The sequence below is a fragment of the Paraburkholderia sp. UYCP14C genome (genome assembly GCF_004197395.1).
GTDB lineage: Bacteria > Pseudomonadota > Gammaproteobacteria > Burkholderiales > Burkholderiaceae > Paraburkholderia.
Genome location: NZ_SELS01000018.1, coordinates 104042 through 127435, shown reverse-complemented (window position 1 = coordinate 127435; position 23394 = coordinate 104042). Strand labels below are relative to the sequence as shown.

At 64.4% G+C, this 23394-nt stretch carries 24 protein-coding genes; 2 read left to right on the top strand and 22 right to left on the bottom strand.

The features are described from left to right. Positions 1-157: 157 nt before the first annotated feature. From EVC45_RS18595 to rlmN, 12 genes are all read right to left on the bottom strand, one after another. Positions 158-349, bottom strand: a complete 192-nt coding sequence (locus EVC45_RS18595) for a DUF2065 domain-containing protein (protein ID WP_129959421.1) — start codon at positions 347-349, stop codon at positions 158-160. Positions 350-392: 43 nt separating this feature from the next. Next, a complete protein-coding gene (gene hflC, locus EVC45_RS18590; RefSeq protein ID WP_129959420.1) occupies positions 393-1298 on the bottom strand; it encodes a protease modulator HflC in 906 nt (301 codons plus the stop codon). A 15-nt stretch (positions 1299-1313) separates the two neighbouring features. Next, the gene (hflK, locus tag EVC45_RS18585; protein ID WP_129959419.1) at positions 1314-2720 is read right to left on the bottom strand and encodes an FtsH protease activity modulator HflK; all 1407 of its coding nucleotides are present in this window, start codon (positions 2718-2720) and stop codon (positions 1314-1316) included. Between the two features lie 49 nt (positions 2721-2769). Then, positions 2770-3957, bottom strand: coding sequence for a GTPase HflX (gene hflX / locus EVC45_RS18580; protein WP_129959417.1), 1188 nt, complete (start codon positions 3955-3957; stop codon positions 2770-2772). Between the two features lie 57 nt (positions 3958-4014). Further along, positions 4015-4251 (bottom strand): RNA chaperone Hfq, encoded by a 237-nt coding sequence (gene hfq, locus EVC45_RS18575; protein ID WP_006051315.1) that lies wholly within the window; start codon positions 4249-4251, stop codon positions 4015-4017. 175 nt (positions 4252-4426) lie between these two features. Then, on the bottom strand, positions 4427-5764 hold the full coding sequence (der, locus tag EVC45_RS18570) for a ribosome biogenesis GTPase Der (protein WP_129959415.1): 1338 nt from the start codon (positions 5762-5764) through the stop codon (positions 4427-4429). A gap of 471 nt (positions 5765-6235) precedes the next feature. Further along, positions 6236-7381 carry an outer membrane protein assembly factor BamB gene (gene bamB, locus EVC45_RS18565; RefSeq protein ID WP_129959413.1) on the bottom strand — a complete coding sequence of 382 codons (1146 nt, stop codon included), beginning with the start codon at positions 7379-7381 and terminating at the stop codon, positions 6236-6238. A gap of 78 nt (positions 7382-7459) precedes the next feature. Beyond that, positions 7460-8089 carry a tetratricopeptide repeat protein gene (locus EVC45_RS18560; RefSeq protein WP_129959411.1) on the bottom strand — a complete coding sequence of 210 codons (630 nt, stop codon included), beginning with the start codon at positions 8087-8089 and terminating at the stop codon, positions 7460-7462. A gap of 66 nt (positions 8090-8155) precedes the next feature. Next, on the bottom strand, positions 8156-9496 hold the full coding sequence (hisS, locus tag EVC45_RS18555; RefSeq protein WP_129959409.1) for a histidine--tRNA ligase: 1341 nt from the start codon (positions 9494-9496) through the stop codon (positions 8156-8158). Between the two features lie 21 nt (positions 9497-9517). Continuing rightward, positions 9518-10834, bottom strand: a complete 1317-nt coding sequence (ispG, locus tag EVC45_RS18550; protein WP_129959407.1) for a flavodoxin-dependent (E)-4-hydroxy-3-methylbut-2-enyl-diphosphate synthase — start codon at positions 10832-10834, stop codon at positions 9518-9520. A gap of 88 nt (positions 10835-10922) precedes the next feature. Then, a complete protein-coding gene (locus EVC45_RS18545; protein WP_129959405.1) occupies positions 10923-12047 on the bottom strand; it encodes a helix-turn-helix domain-containing protein in 1125 nt (374 codons plus the stop codon). 213 nt (positions 12048-12260) lie between these two features. Beyond that, the gene (rlmN, locus tag EVC45_RS18540; RefSeq protein WP_129959403.1) at positions 12261-13412 is read right to left on the bottom strand and encodes a 23S rRNA (adenine(2503)-C(2))-methyltransferase RlmN; all 1152 of its coding nucleotides are present in this window, start codon (positions 13410-13412) and stop codon (positions 12261-12263) included. Between the two features lie 49 nt (positions 13413-13461). Here rlmN and EVC45_RS45670 point away from each other — a divergent pair, with 49 nt between their 5' ends. Continuing rightward, the gene (locus EVC45_RS45670; RefSeq protein ID WP_168991498.1) at positions 13462-13614 is read left to right on the top strand and encodes a hypothetical protein; all 153 of its coding nucleotides are present in this window, start codon (positions 13462-13464) and stop codon (positions 13612-13614) included. A gap of 16 nt (positions 13615-13630) precedes the next feature. Here the strand turns inward: EVC45_RS45670 and ndk are convergent, their stop codons facing one another. Then, the gene (gene ndk, locus EVC45_RS18535) at positions 13631-14056 is read right to left on the bottom strand and encodes a nucleoside-diphosphate kinase (RefSeq protein WP_027198082.1); all 426 of its coding nucleotides are present in this window, start codon (positions 14054-14056) and stop codon (positions 13631-13633) included. 269 nt (positions 14057-14325) lie between these two features. Between ndk and EVC45_RS18530 the strand changes: the two genes are divergently transcribed. After that, positions 14326-15024: a Bax inhibitor-1/YccA family protein gene (locus EVC45_RS18530; protein ID WP_129959401.1), complete on the top strand. Its 699-nt coding sequence runs from the start codon at positions 14326-14328 to the stop codon at positions 15022-15024. Positions 15025-15171: 147 nt separating this feature from the next. On the opposite strand, the gene EVC45_RS18525 is transcribed toward EVC45_RS18530, so the two are convergent. The 9 genes from EVC45_RS18525 to EVC45_RS18485 all read right to left on the bottom strand — a co-directional run bounded on the left by EVC45_RS18525 (position 15172) and on the right by EVC45_RS18485 (position 23367). After that, positions 15172-15945: an MBL fold metallo-hydrolase gene (locus EVC45_RS18525; RefSeq protein WP_129959399.1), complete on the bottom strand. Its 774-nt coding sequence runs from the start codon at positions 15943-15945 to the stop codon at positions 15172-15174. Between the two features lie 7 nt (positions 15946-15952). Continuing rightward, positions 15953-17092: an outer membrane protein assembly factor BamC gene (gene bamC, locus EVC45_RS18520; RefSeq protein ID WP_129959397.1), complete on the bottom strand. Its 1140-nt coding sequence runs from the start codon at positions 17090-17092 to the stop codon at positions 15953-15955. A gap of 123 nt (positions 17093-17215) precedes the next feature. Then, positions 17216-18133 carry a 4-hydroxy-tetrahydrodipicolinate synthase gene (gene dapA / locus EVC45_RS18515; protein WP_129959395.1) on the bottom strand — a complete coding sequence of 306 codons (918 nt, stop codon included), beginning with the start codon at positions 18131-18133 and terminating at the stop codon, positions 17216-17218. 43 nt (positions 18134-18176) lie between these two features. Beyond that, positions 18177-18779: a bifunctional 2-polyprenyl-6-hydroxyphenol methylase/3-demethylubiquinol 3-O-methyltransferase UbiG gene (locus EVC45_RS18510; protein WP_129959393.1), complete on the bottom strand. Its 603-nt coding sequence runs from the start codon at positions 18777-18779 to the stop codon at positions 18177-18179. Between the two features lie 28 nt (positions 18780-18807). Continuing rightward, positions 18808-20010, bottom strand: coding sequence for a tryptophan--tRNA ligase (locus EVC45_RS18505; RefSeq protein ID WP_129959391.1), 1203 nt, complete (start codon positions 20008-20010; stop codon positions 18808-18810). A 6-nt stretch (positions 20011-20016) separates the two neighbouring features. Further along, positions 20017-20679 carry a site-2 protease family protein gene (locus EVC45_RS18500; RefSeq protein WP_129959389.1) on the bottom strand — a complete coding sequence of 221 codons (663 nt, stop codon included), beginning with the start codon at positions 20677-20679 and terminating at the stop codon, positions 20017-20019. Between the two features lie 47 nt (positions 20680-20726). Next, on the bottom strand, positions 20727-21362 hold the full coding sequence (locus EVC45_RS18495; protein WP_129959388.1) for an L-threonylcarbamoyladenylate synthase: 636 nt from the start codon (positions 21360-21362) through the stop codon (positions 20727-20729). Between the two features lie 113 nt (positions 21363-21475). Then, entirely contained in the window at positions 21476-22306 is an 831-nt protein-coding gene (locus tag EVC45_RS18490) for a 3',5'-nucleoside bisphosphate phosphatase (protein WP_129959386.1), read from the bottom strand. A gap of 176 nt (positions 22307-22482) precedes the next feature. Beyond that, positions 22483-23367 (bottom strand): alpha/beta fold hydrolase, encoded by an 885-nt coding sequence (locus EVC45_RS18485; RefSeq protein ID WP_129959384.1) that lies wholly within the window; start codon positions 23365-23367, stop codon positions 22483-22485. Between the last annotated feature and the right edge of the window lie 27 nt (positions 23368-23394).

Below are 23394 nucleotides of genomic sequence, written 5' to 3'. Positions count from 1 at the left end.
CGTGCAGAGGCTTGATTCTGGCGGCTGACACAGACGCTCGGGCAGTGTTTAGCGGCTTGCGCGCGACGCGCCGCAGCCTGACCGGACCTTCGGCGTTTTGCCCGAGCGGGCGGAACACGCCACAACCAGCGGCGTTGGTCAGACACGCCAGCCCGCTTCAGGTCACGATGAACAGCAGAATCAGCCCGAGCAACATCACGATGAGCCCGCCGACACGAATCTGATGCGGCGGCCGTTCCGCTATTTTACGGAAGGTGTCGCGCCAGGCGCTCGGAAAAACGAACGGAAACATCCCCTCGATGATCAGCATCAGCGCGATCGCGAGCAATAACGAACCAGCTATGTCCATGCGAGTGAAGCGGCCGCGATGCGAATGCCGCGGCCTTCGATAATCAGCGTTTGCGCGCGGCAGGCGCGGGAGCGTCCGGGGCGACGCCGCCGGTCGGGCTACGCATGAAGCGGAAGAACTCGCTACTGGAGTCGACCACGATCAGATCGCCCGGTTTGAAGGTCTTCCTGTACGCCTGCATGCTTTGATAAAACTGATAGAACTGCGGGTCCTTGCCGAACGCTTCGGCGGCGATTTCCGCGGCCTTCGCATCGCCTTCGCCGCGAATGCCCTGCGCCTGCGCGAGGCCGTCGGCGAGCACCGCCTGCTGCTTCGCGAGCGCGTCCGCGCGGATCTGGTTCGCTTCGGCGGCGCCCTTCGCGCGCTCGTCCGCCGCGGCCTGCTGGCGCGCGGCGATCATGCGCTTGAATACCGAGTCGGCGACCGCGGCCGGGAAATCGACGCGCGTGAGCTGCACATCCACGACCGACACGCCGAGCGATGCCGCGCCCTTGTCCATCGCGCCACGCGCCTCTTCGGCGACGGCCTGCTGTTTGGCGAGCGCGTCGGACAGCGTGAACTTGCCGAACGCGTCGCCGAGCGCGCCGCGCGACAGCAGCGCGAGCCGGTCCGGCAGGCTTTGCGGATCGCCCTTCGTTTCGGCGATCAGCTTGAGTGGATCGGTCACGCGGAACTTGATGACCGGGTTGACCAGCAGATCGGTCTTGTCGGACGTGACGTAATGATCTTCGTCGGGTGCGTCGAGCGACTGGATGCGGTTGTCGACCAGCGTGACGGTTTGCAGCGGCGGCGGCAGCTTCACGTGCAGCCCCGGGCCGAGCAGCGTGGGCGTCGCGTCGCCGCGCGCGGACAACACCGCCATATGACGTTGATCGACGACGAACACCATCGACGATGCCGCGAACAGCACGATGACTACGGCGACGACGAGCGCAATGATTCGGTTCATATTCTTATGCGCTCCTTATTGAACGTCGTCTTCGCGCAGGCGATTGCGGAACGCTTCGCGCGAGCGCAGCGACGCGGCGCTCGGCCGGCTCGCCGGCGCAGGCGCGGAAGCCGCGGGAGTGGATGCGCCATCGGCGGCGGAGCCTGCCGCGGCCCCGGTTTCAGCGGCGGACGCGGCCGCCGGCGCAGCCGCACTCGCCGCTTGCGGGGCCGCCGCGACAGCGGGACCCGAAGCGGCGGCGCCCGCCGCCGCGGCCTGACGCTCGCGGTTCTGCTCGACGAGCCTGTCGAGCGGCAGATACAGCACGTTGTTGCCGTTCTTCGCGTCGACGAAGACCTTGGTTGCGTTCGCGTAAATCTGCTGCATGGTTTCCATGTACAGGCGGAAGCGCACGACGGCCGGCGCCTTCGCGTACTGCGCGTAGACCTGATTGAAGCGCTCGGCCTCGGCTTGCGCCTGCGCGACCGTGGTCTGGCTGTAGGTTTTAGCGTCCTGCACCTGACGATCGACGTCGGCTTGCGCACGCGGCAGCAGCTCGGCCGCGTAAGCCTGCGCTTCGCGCTTCGCGCGTTCGTTTTCGTCGTGCACCTTGGCGGCGTCGTCGAACGCGGGTTGCACCTGCTCGGGCACCTGCACACTCTGGATCGTCACGCCCGTGACCCCCAGACCGGACTGATACTGGTCGAGCGATTGCTGGATCGCCGCAATCAGCTGCTGACGCAATGTTTCGTGATCCTGATCGAGAATATCGCTGGTGCTGTGCGCGCCGACGATACCACGCACCGCCGCCTGCGCGGCATGCATCACGCTCTGATCGGGATCGACGCTGCGGAACAGAAAGTCGTTGGGCTTGCGCACCTGGTACTGCACGGCGAAGCGCACGTCGACGATGTCGCCGTCGTGCGTGAGCATCGCTGCTTCCTTCACGTTCGCGAGACGCACCACATTGCTGCGGCCGATCTCGACCTGGCGGATCTGTCCGACGTTGACGAACTCGTGGGACTCGAACGGATACGGCAGACGCCAATGCACGCCCTGCGCCGCGGTATAGCGATACTTGCCGAACTGCAGCACGACGGCCGCCTGGCCATCCTGCACGACGAACACGCCACTGCCGAGATAGATCGCGATCAGCACGCCGATCACGATGCCGACGCCGATGCGCGCGCCGCGGCCATTGTCCGGACGGCCGCCGCCGACACCGCCGCCACCCTTGCGCCCGAACACCCGCGACAGACGGCGATTGAAATCGCGCCACATTTCGTCGAGATCGGGTGGGCCTTCACCATCGCGCGCCGGTCGCTTCGGATCGTTCGGCCGTTGCCGGTCGCCGTTGCCGTCGCCCCGGCCCCAACGCGGATCGTTCAGTGAAAGCAAGGCGCGCATGCGCAGCCAGATACTCCGCTCGTTGTAATCGTTCACCTGTGTTCGTTCACCAGAGTAGACAGCGGGTCAGTGCAATTGGAACGGGTCAGTGCCCGAGTTCTGGAACCTTGTGGTCGTCGCGCAGTTGCGCCGTACGGTCATCTTGCGACGCATCGAGCGGCATGTCGGCAAGCGGTTCGGCTGTAGCGATTTCAGCGATGGCAGCGCGCAACGCATCCAGCCCCTGCCCGGTGCGCGCGCTCAAAAAGACGCGCGAAATATTACCATACTCGTCCCGCTCGACCGCGTCGCCACGGGCCGCCAGCTCTGGCACCGCATCGATCTTGTTGAACACCAGCACCTGACGGATCGTGTCCGCGCCGATCGCATGCAACACCTCGTTGACCTGATCGATCTGGTCGAGCCGCACCGCGCTCGATGCATCGACGACATGCAGCAGCAGGTCCGCGTGAATAGTTTCCTCGAGCGTCGCGCGAAACGCGGCGACGAGCTGGTGCGGCAGTTCGCGAATAAAACCGACGGTATCGGACACCACCACCTGCCCCGCTTCGTCGCCCAGATACACGCGCCGCGAGGTGGTATCGAGCGTGGCGAACAGCTGGTCGGCCGCATAGGCCTGCGCCTTGGTCAGCGCGTTGAAAAGGGTCGATTTACCCGCGTTCGTGTAGCCGACGAGCGACACCGACATCGTCTGGTTGCGACTACGCGCGCGGCGCTGCGTGCCATGCTGGCGACGCAGCTTGTCGAGCCGGATCTTGAGCGCCTTGATGCGCTCGCCGATCAGCCGGCGGTCGGTTTCGAGCTGCGTTTCACCTGGACCGCGCAGACCGATACCGCCCTTCTGACGTTCGAGGTGGGTCCACGCGCGAATCAGCCGGGTCGACAGGTATTGCAACTGCGCGAGCTCGACTTGCAGCTTGCCTTCGTGGCTGCGTGCGCGCTGCGCGAAAATGTCGAGGATCAGACTGGTGCGATCGACCACGCGCCGATTAAGCGCCCGCTCCAGATTGCGCTGCTGCGCAGGCGCCAGAGCATGGTTGAAGATCACGAGTTCGATGTCGTTCGCTTCGCAAGCAAGGCGCAATTCTTCGGCCTTGCCGCTGCCGACGAACATCTTCGCGTCGGGACTGGAACGGCGTCCGGTGAGGGTGACTACGGGATTCGCACCCGCGCTTTGCGCGAGCAGGCTGAGTTCTTCGAGACTGGCTTCGAAATCGATCTTGCCGAAGTCGATGCCAACAAGCGCTGCATTGATCAAATTGGAGGGTATCAAAATGACGCGGCCGGGAATGATCGCCAACGGGCGACGCTGTGCCGGCCGCGGCGAGGGTTAGGACTGTTCGGAATCCGGGTGGAAATTCACCGGACGGGCAGGCACAACCGTCGAAATGGCGTGCTTGTAGACCATCTGGGTGACCGTATTCCGGAGCAACACGACGTACTGGTCGAACGATTCGATGTTCCCTTGAAGCTTGATGCCGTTGACCAGGTAGATCGACACCGGCACATGCTCTTTACGCAGTGCGTTCAAAAACGGGTCTTGTAACAATTGCCCTTTGTTGCTCATAGCAAACTCCGTATTTTTTTGCAGGTTGACTAAATTGACGGCGAAGAAAAAGAGATCCGCCGCCAACCGCTACACTATAGCTGATTTTCATTTCGACGCGCGGGCCCGGGACCCCCGGCCAAACCCAGCGTACACGCGGGTTTCAGCCCAGGTTTAAGACCAGCGTCAGCCAGCTTCAGCCTTTGTCCGCGTAAGGGTTCGTCGACGATCTGAACTCTATTCGCAATGGAGTCCCCGTCAGCTTGAAAGTTTCCCGGAAGCGATTTTCGAGGTACCGCTTATACGTGTCGGTGATCGCGTCGAGCGCGTTGCCGTGAATCACGATAATCGGCGGATTCTGCCCGCCCTGGTGTGCGTAACGCAGCTTCGGACGTACCGGACCGCGGCGGCGCGGCTGCTGGAACTCGACCGCCTCGATCAGCGCGCGCGTCAGTTTCGGCGTCGGCAGCTTCGACATCGCGGCCGTGTACGCGTCGTCGACCGAACGCATCAGCGGCCCAATTCCGGTTTTTTCCGCGGCGGAAATGAAATGGAATTTGGCGAAGTCCAGAAATTTTAGTTTGCGTTCGAGGTCGGCTTTGGTGCGCTCGCGCACATGGGGATCGAGACCGTCCCATTTGTTCACGCCAACCACCAGCGCACGGCCCTGCTCGACGACGAAGCCGGCGATGTGCGCATCCTGATCCGAAATGTCCTGACGCGCGTCGAGCAGCAGGATCACGACGTTCGCATCCGAGATCGACTGCAGCGTCTTCACCACCGAAAACTTTTCGATCGCCTCGAACACCTTGCCGCGGCGGCGCAGGCCGGCCGTGTCGATCAGCGTGTACGGTTTGCCGTTGCGCTCGAAATCGACGTAGATCGAGTCGCGCGTGGTGCCCGGCATGTCGAACGCGATCACGCGCTCTTCGCCGACCAGCGCATTGATCAGCGTCGACTTGCCGACGTTCGGCCGGCCGACGATCGCGATCTTCACGCCGCGCGCTTCCTTGTCTTCCTCGCTCTCTTCCGGCTGCCCGGCATACGCGACTTCGAGCGCCTCGTTGATCATGTCGGTGACGCCGTCGCCGTGCGCGGCCGAGATCGCGCGCGGGTCGCCGAGGCCGAGTTCGTAGAAGTCGGCCGCGACGTTGCTGTACTTCATGCCCTCGGCCTTGTTGACGACGAGGAAGATCGGCCGGCCGACTTTGCGCAGATAGTCGGCGATCGACTTGTCCTGCGGCGCGAGACCATTGCGGCCATCGACGATGAATACGACGACGTCCGACTCCTCGACCGCCTGGCGGGTCTGGCGCGCCATCTCGTGCAGGATGCCGTCCTTCGCGACCGGCTCAAAGCCGCCGGTATCGACGACCAGATACGGCCGCTCGCCGGTGCGACCTTCGCCGTAATGGCGATCCCGCGTGAGACCGGGCAGGTCGGCAACCAGCGCGTCACGCGAGCGCGTGAGACGGTTGAAAAGCGTGGATTTCCCCACATTGGGGCGCCCAACGAGGGCAATAACGGGTTTCATCTGATGTTGTTCACGGTGAAACGCGGGATCGCAACCGATCGCGCGCGTAGCGACGCCAGGCAGCCGCGACGCGGCGGCGTTTTGACGAAATTATCACGAATTCGGCCTGCTCCGGATGCGCGATCGATATGCGCATCCAGGCGGACGGGAGTGGGCTGCACAGACGCTTCCGGGGTCGCCTGCTTCAGATCGGGCTGCTCGACGGCTGACCCGCTCGTGCTCGAGCGCGTCCTGAGTTTGCAAAGCCGCCGACGAAGCGCACGCGCCGCCTTGCATACCGGCGGGCACTGCCTCGAACCGACTTGCCGGACCAGCCCGTCCGGCGATTTCTTCTAGTGAGCCTGGCCGATCTCGCGGCGGCGCAGCGTGGCAATCCGACGCCGGCGTCCCACGCCTAGGCCAACCCAGACTTCAATTAAAAAGCGCGCGGCCGGCAAAGCCGGCCTGCGCGCCTGACACCATCTGTAGCGATCAGCGCGGACGATAGCCGAACAGGCCGCCGTCGCGCGTCTGTACGACCAGCGTGTCGCCGGCCAGCACCGGCGCCGCGGTAATCGCGCTGCCGTCGGTCTTCACCCGCGCGACGAGCGTACCGTCGACGGTCGACAGAAAATGCACGAAGCCCTGATAGTCGCCGAACACGGCCGCGCGGCCGAGCAGCATCGGCACGCTCAGGTCGCGGTTCTTCAGCGTCTCGTTCTTCCACAGCGCCGAGCCGTTGCTCACGTCGAATGCGGACACGACCGACCAGTCGTCGGCGGCGACCACGCTGCGCTCATCCTGCGCGAGGCCGCTCGTGCTCGAGAACGCCTTGCCCCACAGCGCGCGGCCAGAGTTCGCGTCGAAACAGCCAATCTGGCCCTGGAACGTCACCGCGCAAGTCTCCGAACCAACCAGCGTGGGCGGCCCGGTCACGTCGTTGATACGCTCGACTTCGGTCACGCCCTTCGGATACGACACCGGGGTCTGCCAGTAGGCGTCGCCCGTCTGCAGATTGATCGCCGCGAACGAGCCGCCCGGGAAGCCGGCCAGCACGGCCGCGTCGCCCGCGAACGTCATGCCCGACGACACGCGCAGATTCAGCGGCACCGCGCGGTTGCGGAAGTTCCACTTCTGCTCGCCGGTTTGCGCGTTGAAGGCGACGATCTGGCCGTCGATCGTGCGCACGACCACGAGGCCGTTGCCGACGAGCGGTGGCGTAATAAGCTCGCCCGGCGCCTTCGCGGTCCACACCTGCTTGCCGTCGGCGCCGAGCACGTACACGTCGCCCTTCAGGCCGCCGACCGCGGTCAGCGTGCCATCGCTGCCGACACCCGCCGACAGATCGTCATGCAGCTTGACGCGCCACACGTCCTTGCCGGTTTGCGCGTCGATCTTGGCGACCGTGCCGTTGGTGCCGGCAGCGTACACGGCATTGCCGACCGCAACCGGCGAGAACAGGTAGCGGCCCGCCTTGCCGACGCTCGCCGACCAGGACTGCTGCACGTCGAGCACGGGTTTGAACTCGGTGAGCGGCGTCGGCACACGGCGCTCGTCTTTCGTGGATGAGCAAGCCGCCAGCGTGAGAACGGTCATCGCACAGATAACGGGCACGGCGTAACGTTTCAGCAGATTCATCGGTGGACGAAGCATTCAGGAAATGGATTAAAGGAGACCGTCTTGCGGTCGTGGCTCGCGGCGCGCCGCGCGGGACGTTCAGCCGCCAAGCGCATCCAGCTTGAACTGGATCAGTTGGCGTGCCGAACTGTCGCTCTTCGACAGCGAGTCGAGCGCGAGCTTATAGGCGGCGCGCGCGTCGTCGCGCTTGCCCTGGGCGGCGAGCAGGTCGCCGCGGCGGTCCGCCACGACGCCCTTGAAGGCATCGGATTGCGGCTCGGCCAGCAGCGCGAGGCCCTGGTCGTAGGCCTTGTCGTCGAGCAGCAGCGATGCCATGCGCAGCTTCGCGATCTGCTTGAACTCGTCGTCCTTCGCGTGATCGATCGTCCACTGCAACTGCGCTTTGGCGCCGGCTTCGTCGCCAGCGGCGTAAAGCGCCTTGGCTGCGCCGAGCGAGGTCATCTGCGCGTAGGCGGTGCGGCCGAACTTGTCTTCCATGTCGGCGGCGACCCGCGCGATCTGCGCCTTGTCGCCGCTTGCCGCGGCCTGCTGAACCTGGTCATAAAGCACCGCGGCTTCCGCAGCCTGGCGACGCTGCCAGAAATTCCAGCCATTCCAGCTCGCGCCTGCCAACAACACCACCAGCACAATCCACGTGGTCGCATTGCCCCACTGCTGCCACCATGCCTTCAGACTTTCAATCGATTCTTGTTCGTCGTGGTAACTCATCGCCCGGCGATTTCCTCTTTCTTGCTACGTGTGCGTGTCGAGCCAGCCGGCCCAACGACATCGCGATCAGTCGTCGCCGTCTTCGGCGGATGCAACCATCGCATTGATTAGATATTCGGTCAAGTCTTCGGCGGGCACGTTCTGTTGCTCGCTCTTACCGCCGTTGGCTTGCGTATCGCGCAACGGTTTCACGCCGACCGTGCCGTTGGCGATCTCGTCTTCGCCGAGCACCACCGCAAACGCGGCGCCGCTCGCATCGGCGCGCTTCATCTGCGACTTGAAGCTGGCCGACTGACCGTCGGCGCTGCAATGCAGGATCACGTCGAGACCGGTATCGCGCAGACGCTCGGCGATGATGAACGCCTGCTCGCGCGCGGCGTCGCCCTGATGAACCACGTACACGTCGCAGCCTTCGTCTTCGGGCACGAGCTGTTCTTCCTTCAGCAGCTCGAGAATCCGCTCGACACCCATCGCCCACCCGCAAGCAGCCGTCGGCTTGCCGCCGAGCTGCTCGATCAGCGGGTCATAGCGACCGCCCGCCGCGACCGTGCCTTGCGCGCCGAGCTTGTCGGTGACCCACTCGAACACGGTCAGATTGTAGTAATCGAGACCACGCACGAGACGCGGATTGATCGTGAACGGAAGGTTGTTCGCCTTCAGCAGACGTTGCAGCCCTTCGAAATGCGCGAGCGATTCTGCGCCGAGAAAGTCGATCAGCTTCGGCGCGTTCTGCGCGACTTCCTGCAGCGCAGGATTCTTCGTATCGAGCACCCGCAGCGGGTTCGTATACAGACGGCGCTTCGCGTCTTCGTCGAGCACGTCCATGTGCTTTTCGAGGTATGCGATCAGCTCGACGCGATGCGCGGCGCGCTCTTCAGCGAGGCCTAGCGAGTTGATTTCGAGCTTGATGCCGGTCAGTCCGAGGTCATCCCACAGGCGCTGGCACATCATGATGATTTCCGCGTCCGCATCCGGACCCGCGAAGCCGAGGGCCTCGACGCCGACCTGGTGGAACTGGCGATAGCGGCCGCGTTGCGGACGCTCATGACGGAACATCGGGCCGACGTACCACAGGCGCTTCGGGCCGTCGTACAGCATGTTGTGCTCGATCGACGCGCGCACGACGGCCGCCGTGTTTTCCGGGCGCATCGTCAGGTTTTCGCCGTTCAATGCGTCGGTGAAGCTGTACATCTCTTTTTCGACGATGTCGGTCACTTCGCCGATGCCGCGCGTGAACAGCTGCGTATGCTCGACGATCGGCGTGCGGATATTCTGGTATCCGTACGAACGCAGCATCGACTTGACGGTGGTTTCGAAAAATTCCCAGAGCCCGGCTTCCTGCGGAAGGATGTCGTTCATGCCCTTCACGCCGGACAGCTTCTCGAGCTTTTTCTTCTGTTCAGTCATCTGTGTTTCGATAGCCGCTATTTAGTTGAGCGCGTCGGCGCGGCCATAGCGGCGCTCGACGTAGTCGCTCACGATTTGCTGGAATTCTTGCGCGATGTTCTCGCCGCGCAGCGTCTTCACCTTCTCGCCGTCGATGAACACCGGCGCGGCCGGGTTCTCGCCCGAGCCCGGCAGGCTGATACCGATGTTGGCCTGCTTCGACTCGCCTGGCCCGTTGACGATGCAACCCATCACCGCGACGTGCATCGTTTCGACGCCAGGATACTGGTCGCGCCACACCGGCATCTGCTGACGCAGATAGGTCTGGATCTGCGACGCGAGTTCCTGGAACAGCGTGCTCGTGGTGCGGCCGCAGCCCGGGCACGCGATCACCATCGGCGTGAACGAGCGCAGGCCCATGGTCTGCAGGATTTCCTGTCCGACGATCACTTCGCCGGTGCGCGATGCGCCCGGTTCCGGCGTCAGCGAAATACGGATCGTGTCGCCGATGCCCTGCTGCAGCAGAACCGACAGAGCCGCGGTCGACGCAACGATGCCCTTCGAGCCCATGCCTGCTTCCGTGAGGCCAAGATGCAGCGCGAAGTCGCAACGGCGCGCGAGTTCGCGGTACACCGCGATCAGATCCTGCACGCCGCTAACCTTGCACGACAGGATGATCTGGTCGCGCCCGAGGCCGAGTTCGACCGCGCGCTCAGCCGAGCCGATCGCCGACTGGATCAGCGCTTCGTACATCACGCTTTGTGCTTCCCACGGGGTAGCGCGCGATGCATTCTCGTCCATCATCTTCGCGAGCAGGTCCTGGTCGAGACTGCCCCAGTTCACGCCGATGCGCACCGGCTTGTCGTACTTGACCGCCGCCTCGATCATCTGCGCGAACTGCGTGTCGCGCTTCGCGCCGTGCCCGACGTTGCCCGGATTGATCCGGTACTTCGACAACGATTCCGCGCAGCCCGGAAAGTCGCGCAAAAGCAGGTGGCCGTTGTAATGGAAGTCGCCGACGAGCGGCACCGTCACGCCCATGCGGTCGAGTTGCTCGCGGACCGCCGGCACAGCCGCCGCCGCTTCCGGCGTATTCACGGTGATACGCACCAGCTCGGAACCGGCTTGCGCCAGCTCCTTGATCTGGATGGCGGTGCCGATTGCGTCGGCGGTGTCGGTGTTGGTCATCGACTGCACGCGCACCGGCGCATCGCCGCCGATCGTCACGAGCTGGCCGCCCCAGCGGACGTTGACCGCATGCGACTTGCGCCGCATCGCCGGGCCGCCGAACACCGGCTCGTCTGAAACGATCTTGCTACAGGATTGGGATTGAGCTTCGGTTTGCATCGAAAAACCCATTTACGCCGCACGCGCTATGCAAAAACGCAGCGCCTGAATTGAAAAAGCGCCGCGGACCGGTTGTTGGCCGCGGCGCGTACCATGTCTGTCAAGGCAGCGCGAAGCGCGCCACGTTGCCCTTGGCTGCCGCATATTTCGACGGATCGACCGGCTGACCGTCGAGCGTCACCGATTCGAGACCTGCCTTGTTGCCGACCGTAACCTTGAACGGACCGACGCCCGTCACTTCCTTCGGATCGCCCGCATGCACGAGTCCGGAGAACAGTTCCTTGCCGTTCTTGTCGCGCACGCTGAACCAGCTGTCCTGAGTCACGCGCAGGGCGACGACCGCCTCGCCAGTTGCCGGCGTGACCGCCGGTGCCGACGCGTTCGCCACGACCACCGGTGCACTCGCACTCTCCGTCGCGACCTGAGCCTGAGCCTGCGAGCCGGCCTTCGGCGCCTCTGCCGTCGGTGCCGGAGTTGCCGCTGGATTCGCTGCCGGCGTCGAGCCCGGCGCGGCGCCGGTGGCAAGCGGCGCAGGCATCGGCGTAGCCGACGCGGACGCCGCATTATCCGCGGTGGCCGCCGCGTCTGCCGCCGATGCACCTTCCGCTGCCGACGTCGCCGGACCTTGCGCGACCGTGCCCGATGCCGCCGTGTCGCTGCTCGTCGAACTATTCGCGCTTGCCTTCAGGCGCGCGAGCCACGCGGACGAATCGCCGCCGTTGGTACGCCACATGCCGAGAGCGATGACCGCGACGATGATCGCCGCAACGCCCCATAGCCACGAACGGCTCTTGTGCCCGCTGTCGCCGAGCGACAGCGAAACCTTGCCGCGCGGCAAATCTTTGCCCGATGACGCCGGCATCGACAGATTCGGTGCCGGCACACCCTTCTCGCGCCGCAGCGCCGCCGTAAAAGGCGCCGGATCGGCGCCAAGCATTTTCGCGTAGCTGCGCACGACCCCGAGTGCGAACGTCGTGTCCGGCAGATGGCTGACGTCGCCCGCCTCGAGCGCGCTCAGCTTGACGACCGACACCTTCAGCCGCGCCGACACGTCCTCGATCGTCCAGCCCTTCGACTCGCGCAACTGGGTCAAGCGCGCGCCAACCGCCGCCAACGAATCGAGTGCCGGCTGCACGACAGGCTGGACCACCGCCCGTGCAATCGGTGCCGGATGGCCGTCGTTCGTGTCTGTCTCGTGCGGCTGCGGGTGCTGCGGCTCACTCATCCCAATTCCTTTCGCGTCGATTCTTTTAATCGTGCGACTGGACGGGCTCGAGCCTCACGTCCAAATCGCAGACCGTTTATAACAAAATGTGCGGCTTTGTGTGCCGCTCCCGATCGATTCAGCAAACTTTCTTTTCAATCGCCGGTGGCATAAGAGCATTTTTGCGCTCGCGACACCTTCCGCCGAACGCCGATGCCCTGCCGCCTCGCGCGATTACACGGCGCGAACTTCGATCACCTTCGCCGCCTTCCCGGTGCGCTCAGCAAGACGCGTGCGGTCTTTCACCGCGCCGGCCAGCTGACCGCAGGCAGCATCGATATCGTCGCCGCGGGTCTTGCGCACGGTGGTGACGACGCCAGCGTCCATCAACACCTGCGCAAACCGCTTGATCTGTTCCTGCTTCGAGCGGATGAGGCCCGATTCGGGGAACGGATTGAACGGAATCAGATTGAACTTGCACGGCACGTTGCGCGTGACGGCGAGCAGCTCGCGCGCGTGCGCCTCGCTGTCGTTCACGCCATCGAGCATGCAATATTCGAATGTAATGAAATCGCGCGGCGCGACTTTCAGATAGCGTTCGCACGCCGCCATCAGCTCGCGCAACGGATACTTCTTATTCAACGGCACCAGTTCGTCGCGCAGCGCGTCGTTCGACGCATGCAGCGACACCGCGAGCGCCACGGGCAGATCGGCGCCGAGCCGGTCCATCATCGGCACGACGCCCGAGGTGGACAGCGTCACACGCCGACGCGACAGGCCGTACGCGTTGTCGTCCAGCATCAGGCGCATGGCCGGCACAACCGCGTCGTAATTGAGGAGCGGCTCGCCCATGCCCATCATCACGACGTTCGTGACGACGCGTTCGCCCTTGCCGTCGCCGCCCATCGCGCGGCCACCCGCATCGGCGCGCGACGCGCGCAGCGCGAACTCCGCCATGCGCAGCTGGCCGATGATTTCGCCGGTGGTGAGATTGCGGGAGAACCCCTGCTTGCCGGTCGAGCAGAACCGGCAGTTGACCGCGCACCCGGCCTGCGACGAGACACACAGCGTGCCGCGCGTTTCTTCCGGGATGTAGACGGTTTCAACGGCATTGCCGTTACCGACGTCGATCAGCCACTTGCGTGTGCCGTCCGACGAAACATGGTCGCTGACGATGCCCGGCATCGCTATCGTGGCGCGCCCTTTAAGCTTTTCGCGCAAGGACTTCGCGAGATCGGTCATGCCGTCGAAGTCGGCAGCGTTGTACTGGTGAATCCAGCGCTGCAACTGCTTGGCGCGAAACGGTTTCTCGCCCAGGCTGTCGCAGTAGGCGACGAGCCCTTGGGCGTCGAGGTCGAGAAGGTTGACGGAGGGACTGCTCGTCATATCGAATCCTGCCATTTCAGTGCGAGACTACGTTCATGCAACAAGCTGCATGAACGCCATGCCGTTCGCGCCCATTCCTGCTGCTTTTACCTTACTACTTTGCCGTGCACCGCGCGCGATTCATGCGATAAAACAATTCGGCCGCATGAAACGCGCCACGCAAAAGACGGCTCGCGATACGCAGACCGAGGTCAGTACCTGACCTCAGCGCGAGGCGCTCAACGCGAGTAGACGTTGACTTGGGGGAAGAAGAACGCGATTTCGACCGCAGCCGTTTCCGGTGCGTCCGAGCCGTGCACCGCGTTGGCGTCGATGCTGTCGGCGAAGTCGGCGCGGATCGTGCCCTTCTCTGCCTTCTTCGGGTCCGTCGCACCCATCAGGTCACGGTGCTTCAGGATCGCGTTTTCGCCTTCCAGCGCTTGCACGACCACCGGACCCGAGATCATGAATTCGACGAGGTCCTTGAAGAACGGACGTGCTGCGTGCACGGCGTAGAACTTCTCGGCGTCAGCACGCGACAGATGAACCATGCGCGATGCCACGATCTTCAGACCAGCGTTTTCGAAACGGGTGTAGATCTGGCCGATCACGTTCTTGGCCACTGCGTCCGGCTTGATAATCGACAGGGTGCGTTCGATCGCCATAAAAACTCCAAAAAATTAAGAGGTTACAGATTCAAATGAATCCGCAATTGTAGCATGTTCCCGTGTATCATTGCGATTGAACCCTTACAGAACTGAAAGGATCGAAGCAAAGGGCGCGAAATGCTGGTAGCGTAGGCGATGTGGGCGACTGCAGGGTATTGAAACTCCGTGCCGCCGCGCTAATCTTACGGATGAACGGTGCGCCCGCCGGCGCCTCGCACATTGCCGTATCACCATCACGAAACACGCTTCCGAGGTAAGGAGAGACCATGAACGAACATCCGTATATGTTTGGCCGCAACGGCGCGGTCAGCACGGTTGAAACACGCAACCGCGTGCTACGGAACACCTACTGGCTGCTCGCGCTGTCCATGATTCCGACCGTGCTCGGCGCGTGGGTCGGTCTTGCCACCGGCTTCTCGCTGTTCGCGGCCACCAGCCCCGCCATGAGCATGCTGGCGTTCTTCGCGATTGCCTTCGGCTTCATGTTCGCGATCCAGCGCACCAAGGACAGCGCCGTCGGCGTCTTCGTACTGCTCGGCTTCACGTTCTTCATGGGGCTGATGCTGTCGCGAATTCTCGCGTTCGTGCTCGGCTTCTCGAACGGCCCGTCGCTGATCATGCTCGCGTTTGGTGGCACTGGTGTGATCTTCGCGGCCATGGCGACCATCGCTACGGTCAGCAAGCGCGACTTCTCGGGTCTGGGTAAGTGGCTCTTCATGGGCGTGATCGTGATCCTGCTCGCTTCGGTCGCGAACATATTCCTGCAACTGCCGGCACTGATGCTGACGGTTTCGGTCATGGCAATCGTGATCTTTTCCGCCTACATCATGTTCGACGTGCAGCGCGTCGTGAACGGCGGCGAGACGAACTACATCACCGCGACGCTCGCGATCTACCTGGATCTGTATAACGTGTTCGTCAACCTGCTTGCGCTGCTCGGCATTTTCGGCGGCAACCGCAATTAAGTCTGACCGGTCGCGCGGCGTACTCCACGCCGCGCTCGACACTCAAAGCAAAAGCCCATAACGATTACTCCTTATGGGCTTTTTTCATTACATTGACCAGCTGATGCGCGCCGCGCGGCGCGCCCGGAAGTCAACGCGGCGCGACAGTCACAGCGTCAACCATTCGAAACCTTCACTCTGCGACGCAACCACCACCTCCGTGGGAGCCGCCCCAAGCACGCCCGCCAGCGCCGCCCGCGCGAGTTCCGGCAGATTGTTCTGCTGGCTCAGATGCGCGGCGACCAGATGCCGCAAACGCGAGCGGTCGAGCGACGCCAGGATTTCAGCTGCCGCGTCATTGTTCAGATGCCCGTGATTGCCGCCGATACGTGCCTTCAGCGACGGTGGATAACGACTGCCCGCGAGCATCTGCACGTCGTGATTGCATTCGAGCACGAGCGCGTCGCAGCTGCTTAGCACCGCGCTGATATGCGGCGTGGACGTGCCCACGTCGGTGAGCACGCCGAGCCGGCTCGCGCCGTTCGAGAACACGTATTGCAGCGGTTCGCGGGCGTCGTGCGGAACGGTATAAGGAAGGACGCTGAGCTCGCCGATCGCTACTGCCTCGTCGCCCCACAGCACCTGCAGGTCGACATCGGCTTCGTCGGCACCCACCGCACGCGCGGTGCCCCAACTCATGTAAAGCGGAATCGACCACTTGCGCGCCAGCGTCAATGCACTGCCGATGTGGTCGCTATGCTCATGCGTAATCAGGATTGCATCGAGGTGCTCGGCACTCGCGCCGAGCCGGGCGAGACGCCGCTCGACTTCGCGCGCGGAAAAACCGCAATCGAGCAGCACCCGCGTGGTGACCGCGCCGCTGTGCGCCTCCACCAGCAGCGCGTTGCCTTCACTGCCGCTGCCGAGACTTGCGAAGCGCACGACCCGCCTAGTTCAGTTGCGCGTGCAGCAGCGACACGATGCGCTGTGCGTCCGACGATGTGTCGATCTGCCCGTTCGCGTCGACGACCGCAACCTGCGTCACCGCGTCGCCCTTCGCGCGCACGTTGACGAGGAATTCCTGGCCCGGCTTGCGCGTCGAATTGCCGCTGTAGAACAGTTTGCCGAATAGGCCTTCCTTCTTCAGTTCCTGCATCGAATCCGCGTAGCGCACGTAGTAGATGCCCTTCTCGCGATCGCGGTTGTCGACCGTGAAGTTGGTGCGATCGAGCGCGAGGCCTACACGCAGCCAGGCACGGTCGAACGACTCCTGCAGATCCAGTGTCGACGCGCCCGCGCTCTGCTCGATCGTGGCCGGCGCGACGGCCGGGCGCGCGTCAGTCAGCAATTGCTTCGACTGCGCGTCGGTCAGGCCGAATTTCTGCATCAGCTTGGCGAGGAACAGCGCCTCGAGCGCCGGGTCACGCGGACGCTCCTCCCAGCGCGAAGACGTCTTGTCCTGACCGGTCATCACTTCTTCCATCGCGCTATGCGTGATCGAGATATCGGTCGCGTTGTCCGGACCGCGCGACACCAGCGTGCGGAAACTGTCGCGAGTGCCCGACGAGTAGGCGAAGTCGATGACCTTGCCGATCGTGCGGCGGAACCAGTCGTCCGGAATGTTCGCGCGATTCTCCGCCCAGTCGGTCGTCATGATGCCGGTGGCCGGTGCGTCGGTCTTCAGCACGAAGCCGTTCTCCTGCCAGAACTCCTGCAGCTGCGGCCACAGCTGTTCCGGCGAGCGGCCGTCCACCACGAGCCAGCGGCGGTCGCCGTCGCGCTCGATATGCATGCCGAGCGGATCCTGCGCGGTCGGCTGGCCTTCGGTCGCGTTGCCGGCGGCCGTGACAGCGCGCGTCGGCGCGCCGCCGAGGGCCAGATTGGCGGGCGGCGCCACATAGCGCTGGTCGTTCGGCGACGTGCTCAGATCGCTCGGCACGGCGAGCGGCGGCGCAGTCGGGGTGGCCTTGTAGTCGACGCGGTCCGACGAGAACCAGTCGTTCAGCGTGTCACAGCCGGCGAGCGTCGACAGGGCAAGCGCCAGCGCCGCCATGCGGGTTGCGTGGAGGGAAAGTGCGGAACGTTTCATGAGGTCCTTCGTGATGCTGGAACGCGATGCCTCGTTCGGTCTGCCGGGAACGTGGGCTGAAGCGACGTCGGTTAATGAAATGCCGGTGGCGGTCTTGCGTGGCCGGCTGGACGGGCAGGCCGTTCAGCCGAGCAGGCCCGCTTCGCGCAGCGCGCCGCGCACCACTTCGTGGTATTGCGCGTCGAGCGGAGTGAGCGGCAGGCGGATGCCGCCCTGGACACGCCCCAGTTGCTGCAGCGCCCATTTCGCCGGAATCGGATTCGCTTCGGCAAACAGGTACTTGTGCAGCGACAGGAGTTTCAGATGAATCTCACGCGCGGTTTTCACGTCCGCGGCGAGCGCTGCCTTGCACAGCTCGCTCATGGCGCGCGGCGCGATGTTCGCGGTGACCGAGATATTGCCGTGGCCGCCCAGCAGCATCAGCGCGATCGCGGTGGGATCGTCGCCGCTATAGATGCCGAAGTTCGCCGGCGCCGACTTGATCAGATGCGCGGCGCGGTCGATGTTGCCCGTGGCTTCCTTCACCCCGACGATCCCCGGCACCTGCGCGCAGCGCAGGATGGTCTCGTTGCTCATATCGGCGACGGTGCGGCCCGGCACGTTGTACAGGATTACCGGCAAATCGACGCTTTCGGCGATCTTCGTGAAATGGCGGTAGATGCCTTCCTGGGTCGGCTTGTTGTAGTACGGCACGACCTGCAGCGTGGCATCCGCGCCGACGTCCTTCGCGTGCTGCGTGAGTTCGATCGCTTCAGCGGTGGAGTTGGCACCCGCGCCCGCGATGACCGGAATGCGGCCAGCGGTGTGCTCGACCGCGGTCTTGACCATCAGCACGTGTTCTTCGACCGACAGCGTGGCTGACTCGCCGCTCGTGCCGACCACGACGAGCGCATTCGTGCCTTCCTCGACGTGCCAGTCGATCAGCTTGCGAAACGCCGGCAGATCGAGGCTGCCGTCTTCGAGCATCGGGGTGATGATGGCAGGAATGCTGCCGCGGATCTGAACGCCGTCCTGGTGACCGCTGTGGTTGCCGTTAGTCATGAAACGCCATGAATTTGATCAGGTAAACCGCGATTGTAGCGGATTAGCCAGCCAACTCGTAACAAGGTGGCGCTGACGTACTTGCGCGATCGTTCGCCCGGGCCCCTTCCCGAACCGCGCAGACGCGCTGAACGTAGGCCGGACGCGGCTCGGCGAGAAATCCGTCCTGAAATGCGATCACCCGCAGCTGGCCCCGGACGATGTCGAGCAGTTCGCCAGGCGCGAGCAAAAACGCCGGATTGGAGGGTTTGCCGACGCTTTCGTTTCCTTGCGCGAAGGTCTCGTAAACCAGTACGCCGCCGGGCGCGAGCGCGCGCAGCAACTGCGGAAAAAGCGGCCGGTGCAGGTAATTGGTGACCACGACGGCGGCGAACTCCGCATCACCCGCCAAAGGCCACGGCGCGCCTTCGAGATCGGCCACGAGCGGCGTCACGAGCGGCGCGTCGCGCAGCAGGTCGAGAGCGGCCGCATCGCGATCGATTGCGGTGACAGGATGGCCGAGCGACGCAAAAAAGCGCGCGTGCCGTCCGGCCCCCGACGCAACGTCGAGCACCGCGCCGCCCGGCGCGATCAGGTGCGCCCAGTGACGCACCCAATCCGACGGTTCACCGAGGCCATGCAAGCCACTGGTCAAGGGCGAGTTCATCGTTGCGGCACGGCGCCTCGAGTGCGCATTAGCTATATGACAGCCCCATCGCCTCGCGGACGTCGCGCATCGTTTCGGTCGCGAAGCGGCGTGCCTTGTCGCAGCCGTCGGCGACGATCGCGCGCAACAGCGACGGGTCGTCCATGTACTTCTGCGCGCGCTCGAGCATCGGCTGCTGCTCGCGTAGAATCCCTTCGACGACCGGCTGCTTGCAATCGAGACAGCCGATGCCCGCCGAACGGCAGCCCTTTTGCACCCACTCGTGGGTCGCTTCGTCGGTATAGACCTGATGCAGTTGCCACACCGGGCACTTGTCCGGATCGCCCGGATCGGTGCGGCGCACGCGCGCCGGGTCGGTCGGCATCGTGCGAACCTTCTTCGTGATCGTTTCCGCGTCTTCGCGCAGGCCGATCGTGTTGCCGTACGACTTCGACATCTTCTGGCCATCCAGACCCGGCATGCGCGACGCCTCGGTCAGCATCGCCTGCGGCTCGACGAGGATGATCTTGCGCGAACCTTCGAGGTAACCGAACAGGCGTTCGCGATCGCTCATCGACAGGCTTTGCGATTCCTGCAGCATTGCCCGCGCGCGCTCGAGCGCTTCGTCGTCGCCTTCCTGCTGATACGCGTTGCGCAGCTCGTGATAAAGCTTCGAGCGCTTGCCGCCAAGCTTCTTCGCGGCTTCGTTCGCCTTCTCCTCGAAGCCCGGCTCGCGGCCGTACAGGTAGTTGAAACGGCGCGCGATTTCGCGCGTCATCTCGACGTGCGGCACCTGGTCTTCACCGACCGGCACGAGCGAGCCGCGATACAGCAGAATGTCTGCCGCCATCAGCACCGGATAGCCGAGGAAGCCGTAGGTGGACAGGTCCTTGTCCTTCAGCTTTTCCATCTGCTCCTTGTAGGTCGGCACCCGCTCGAGCCAGCCGAGCGGCGTGCTCATGCCGAGCAGCAATGCGAGCTCCGCATGCTCGGGCACCTTGCTCTGGATGAACAGCGTCGCCTGGGCCGGATCGATGCCGGAAGCAAGCCAGTCGATCAGCACGTCCCACACGTTCTTTTCAATCACTTCGGGCGTTTCGTAGTGCGTCGTCAGCGCGTGCCAGTCGACCACGCAGAAGAAGCACGGATACTCGGACTGCAGCCGCACCCAGTTTTTCAGCACGCCGTGATAGTGGCCGAGGTGCAGCGACCCGGTGGGCCGCATGCCGGAGAAGATACGGTCTGGGAACATGGTTATTTAGAAAAGCGAAACAAGTGGAGTCAGAATTGCGGTGATCGCGCTATAGCCGAGCGTAACGAGAGGCTTCAACCAGAAACGCGTGAGCGTACCCGTCATGACGAGCGCCATCACGATGAAAAAGCCGTACGGCTCGAGCCGCGACAACGCGATCGATTGCTTCGGCGGCAACAGCGCCATCACCACGCGGCCGCCGTCGAGCGGCGGCAGCGGAAACAGGTTCAGCACGCCGAGTACGAGATTGACGCCGACGCCCGCGCCCGCCATGCGCGTGAAAAACGGTTCGTTGACATTGAACACCGCGAGCGCAACGCCGAACACGCCCCAGATCAGCGCCTGGACGAAATTGCACGCCGGTCCGGCCGCCGCGACCCAGAGGCTGCCCCAGCGCGGATTGCGCAGATTGCCGAACGCGACCGGCACCGGCTTCGCATAGCCGAACATGAACGCGCCGCTCGTCGCGAAGTACAGCAGCAACGGAATGGCGATCGTGCCGAGCGGATCGATGTGCCGCATCGGGTTCAGCGACACGCGGCCGAGCACGTACGCGGTGTTGTCGCCGAGCCAGCGCGCGACGTAGCCGTGCGCGGCCTCGTGCAGCGTGATCGCGAAGATCACCGGCAACGCGTACACCGCAATGGTCTGTATCAGGGAAGAATCCATAACTCGCTATTGTAACAATGCGCTCGCGCGCGTCTGTCCGCTTTCGCTCAAGCTGTTTCCTCGAGGCCGAACGGCTCGAGCGGGCCGCGCCCTGCCCGCACCAGCACCGGCTCCGAACCGGTCAGATCGATCACGGTGGACGGCTCGCACACGCACGCGCCGCCGTCGATCACCAGATCGAGCTGCTTTTCGAGCCGCGCGCGGATTTCCTCGGGGTCGTTCAGCGGCTCGGTTTCGCCGGGCATGATCAGCGTCGAGCCGAGCAGCGGCTGACCGAGCTCCTCGAGAATCGCGAGCGTGATCGCATGATCCGGCACGCGCAGGCCGATCGTCTTGCGCGACGGATGCGACACGCGCCGCGGCACTTCCTTGGTGGCCTGCAACACGAACACGTAAGGCCCCGGGGTCACCGATTTAAGCAGCCGATACTGCCAGTTGTCCACTATCGCAAAATTGGCGAGCTCCGACAGATCGCGCACGAGCAGCGACAGCAGCTGCTTTTCATCGAGTCCGCGGATACGCCGCAGACGCTCAACAGCATCCTTGTCGTCGAGACCGCAGGCGAGCGCGTAGGTCGAATCGGTCGGCAATGCGACCACGCCGCCGTCGTTGATGATCTGCGCGGCCTGCTTGACGAGGCGCGGCTGCGGATTGTCGGGATGAAGCCGAAAGTATTGGGACATGGAGACTCACGATGGCGGCAGACGAACTGCGGCGGATGGGCGGCGGCGAACAGAGCGCGTGCCGCACCCAGCCGGCCCCGCGCGCGCAACGTGCCGTACCGGCACGGCGGCGGTCACAGCCAGCGTTCCCAGACGGGCTTCAGATCGGCGGGTAGCGGCGGCAGCGCGCCCAGTTCGATGCGGCCTTCGCCAGGCGCATGGAAATCGGATCCGCGCGAGGCCTCGAACCCATAACGGCGCGCGACCTCCGCATATTCGCGGTACTGGTCGGGCGTGTGGCTGCCGGTCACGACCTCGATCGCCTTGCCGCCGAGGTCGATGAATTCACCGAAGAATGCGTCGAATTCGAGTTGCGAATAGGCGTAGCGGCCCGGATGCGCGACGATCGCGACGCCGCCCGCGGCCCGGATCCAGCCGAGCGCGTCGGCGAGTTTGGCCCAGCGGTGCGCGATGTACCCCGGCTTGCCGTCGCCGAGGTAACGGTCGAACACTTCCTGCGTGGTCGCGCAGTGGCCATGCTCGACCATGAAGCGCGCGAAATGCGTACGCGACATCATGTCGGGATTCGACACGTATTGCAGCGCGCCCTCGTACGCGTCCGGCACGCCGAGCGTGGCCAGTTGCTCGCCGATCGCTTCGGCGCGCGCGGCGCGGCCGTCGCGAGTGCGGGCGAGGCCGTCGATCAGGATCTGGCTGGTCGGATCGATGCCGAGTCCGACGATGTGCACGGTGCGCCCCGCCCACGTGACCGAAATCTCGACGCCGCTCAGGTAGTTCATGCCGAGAGCCGCGGCCGTGGTGCGCGCCTCGTGCTGGCCGCCCACTTCGTCGTGATCGGTGAGCGCCCACAGCGTCACGCCGTTCGCGTGCGCGCGGCGCGCGACGTCGGCCGGCGCGAACTGGCCGTCGGAAACGGTGGAGTGGCAGTGAAGATCGGCGTTCATCGTGGTCCTGGAAGGGTTCTGCGGTCATTTTACTGCAACGCAGTAAGGGTCCGCAGGGTATCTCGCGACGCCGGCTCCGTTACCCGCGTGCCGCGAAGTCAGGACCGGAGCGGCGCCGAAGCCGACGTCCGGGCGACGCCAGAGCGCCGTTTCGAACGTAGCTTCAGGCGCGGGGCTCAGGCGCAGAAACCCTCGATCAGCGCGGCGATCTGCTCCGGCTGGTCGTGATGCACCATGTGCCCCGCGCCATCGATGATCTTCTCGCGCCAATCGGGAAACGCCTGGAAGCGCGCCTTGAATTCGTCGAGCGGGATGTCGCCGGCGATCTGCGCGAGCGTCGGCGAGCCGGCGGCCTCGACGTGCAACACCTTCGCGCTGACCTTGCGCCACACCGCCATTACCTCGTCGAGGCGATACAACGTCGGGCCGCGGACCTTGTGCGCCGGATCGGCGAGCAGCATGAAGCGCCCTTCGCCATCCGGCTTCGACCAGTGCTGCGCGAGAAACTGCGCGCGCCGCGGATCGAGGCGCGGATTGGTCTTGATCAGGCGCGCGGCGACGTCGTCGAGCGATGCGTAGCGCTTCAGCTCCGGGGGATCGCGCAATTCGTCGAGCCAGTTGAGCAGGCGCTTCGGCGCCTGCGCCGGATGCGATGGCGCGAGCCCGAAGCCCTCCAGATCGACCACGCGCCGCACCCGCTGCGGCCGCACGCCCGCATACAGGCACGCGACGTTCGCCCCCATGCTGTGACCCACGAGGTTGACCTCGCCGTGGGGCGCGTAGTGGTCGAGAAGCGCATCGAGATCGCCGAGATAGTCCTGGATCCAGTAACTGCCGCCGCCGCGCTCGGCGACCGGCCAGTCGGACAGGCCGAAGCCGCGCATGTCGGGCGCGATCACCTGCCAGTCGCCGCCGAGCGCATCGACGACGAACTGGAACGACGCGCCGACGTCCATCCAGCCGTGCAGCATGAACAGCATCGGCGCGTCGGGACGACCCCAGCGCCGCACGTGCAGCCGGACGCCGCGCACGGCAACGAATTCAGAGCGGGAGGTATTCATGAACGGCGCAACCGTAAAAAAGAATGG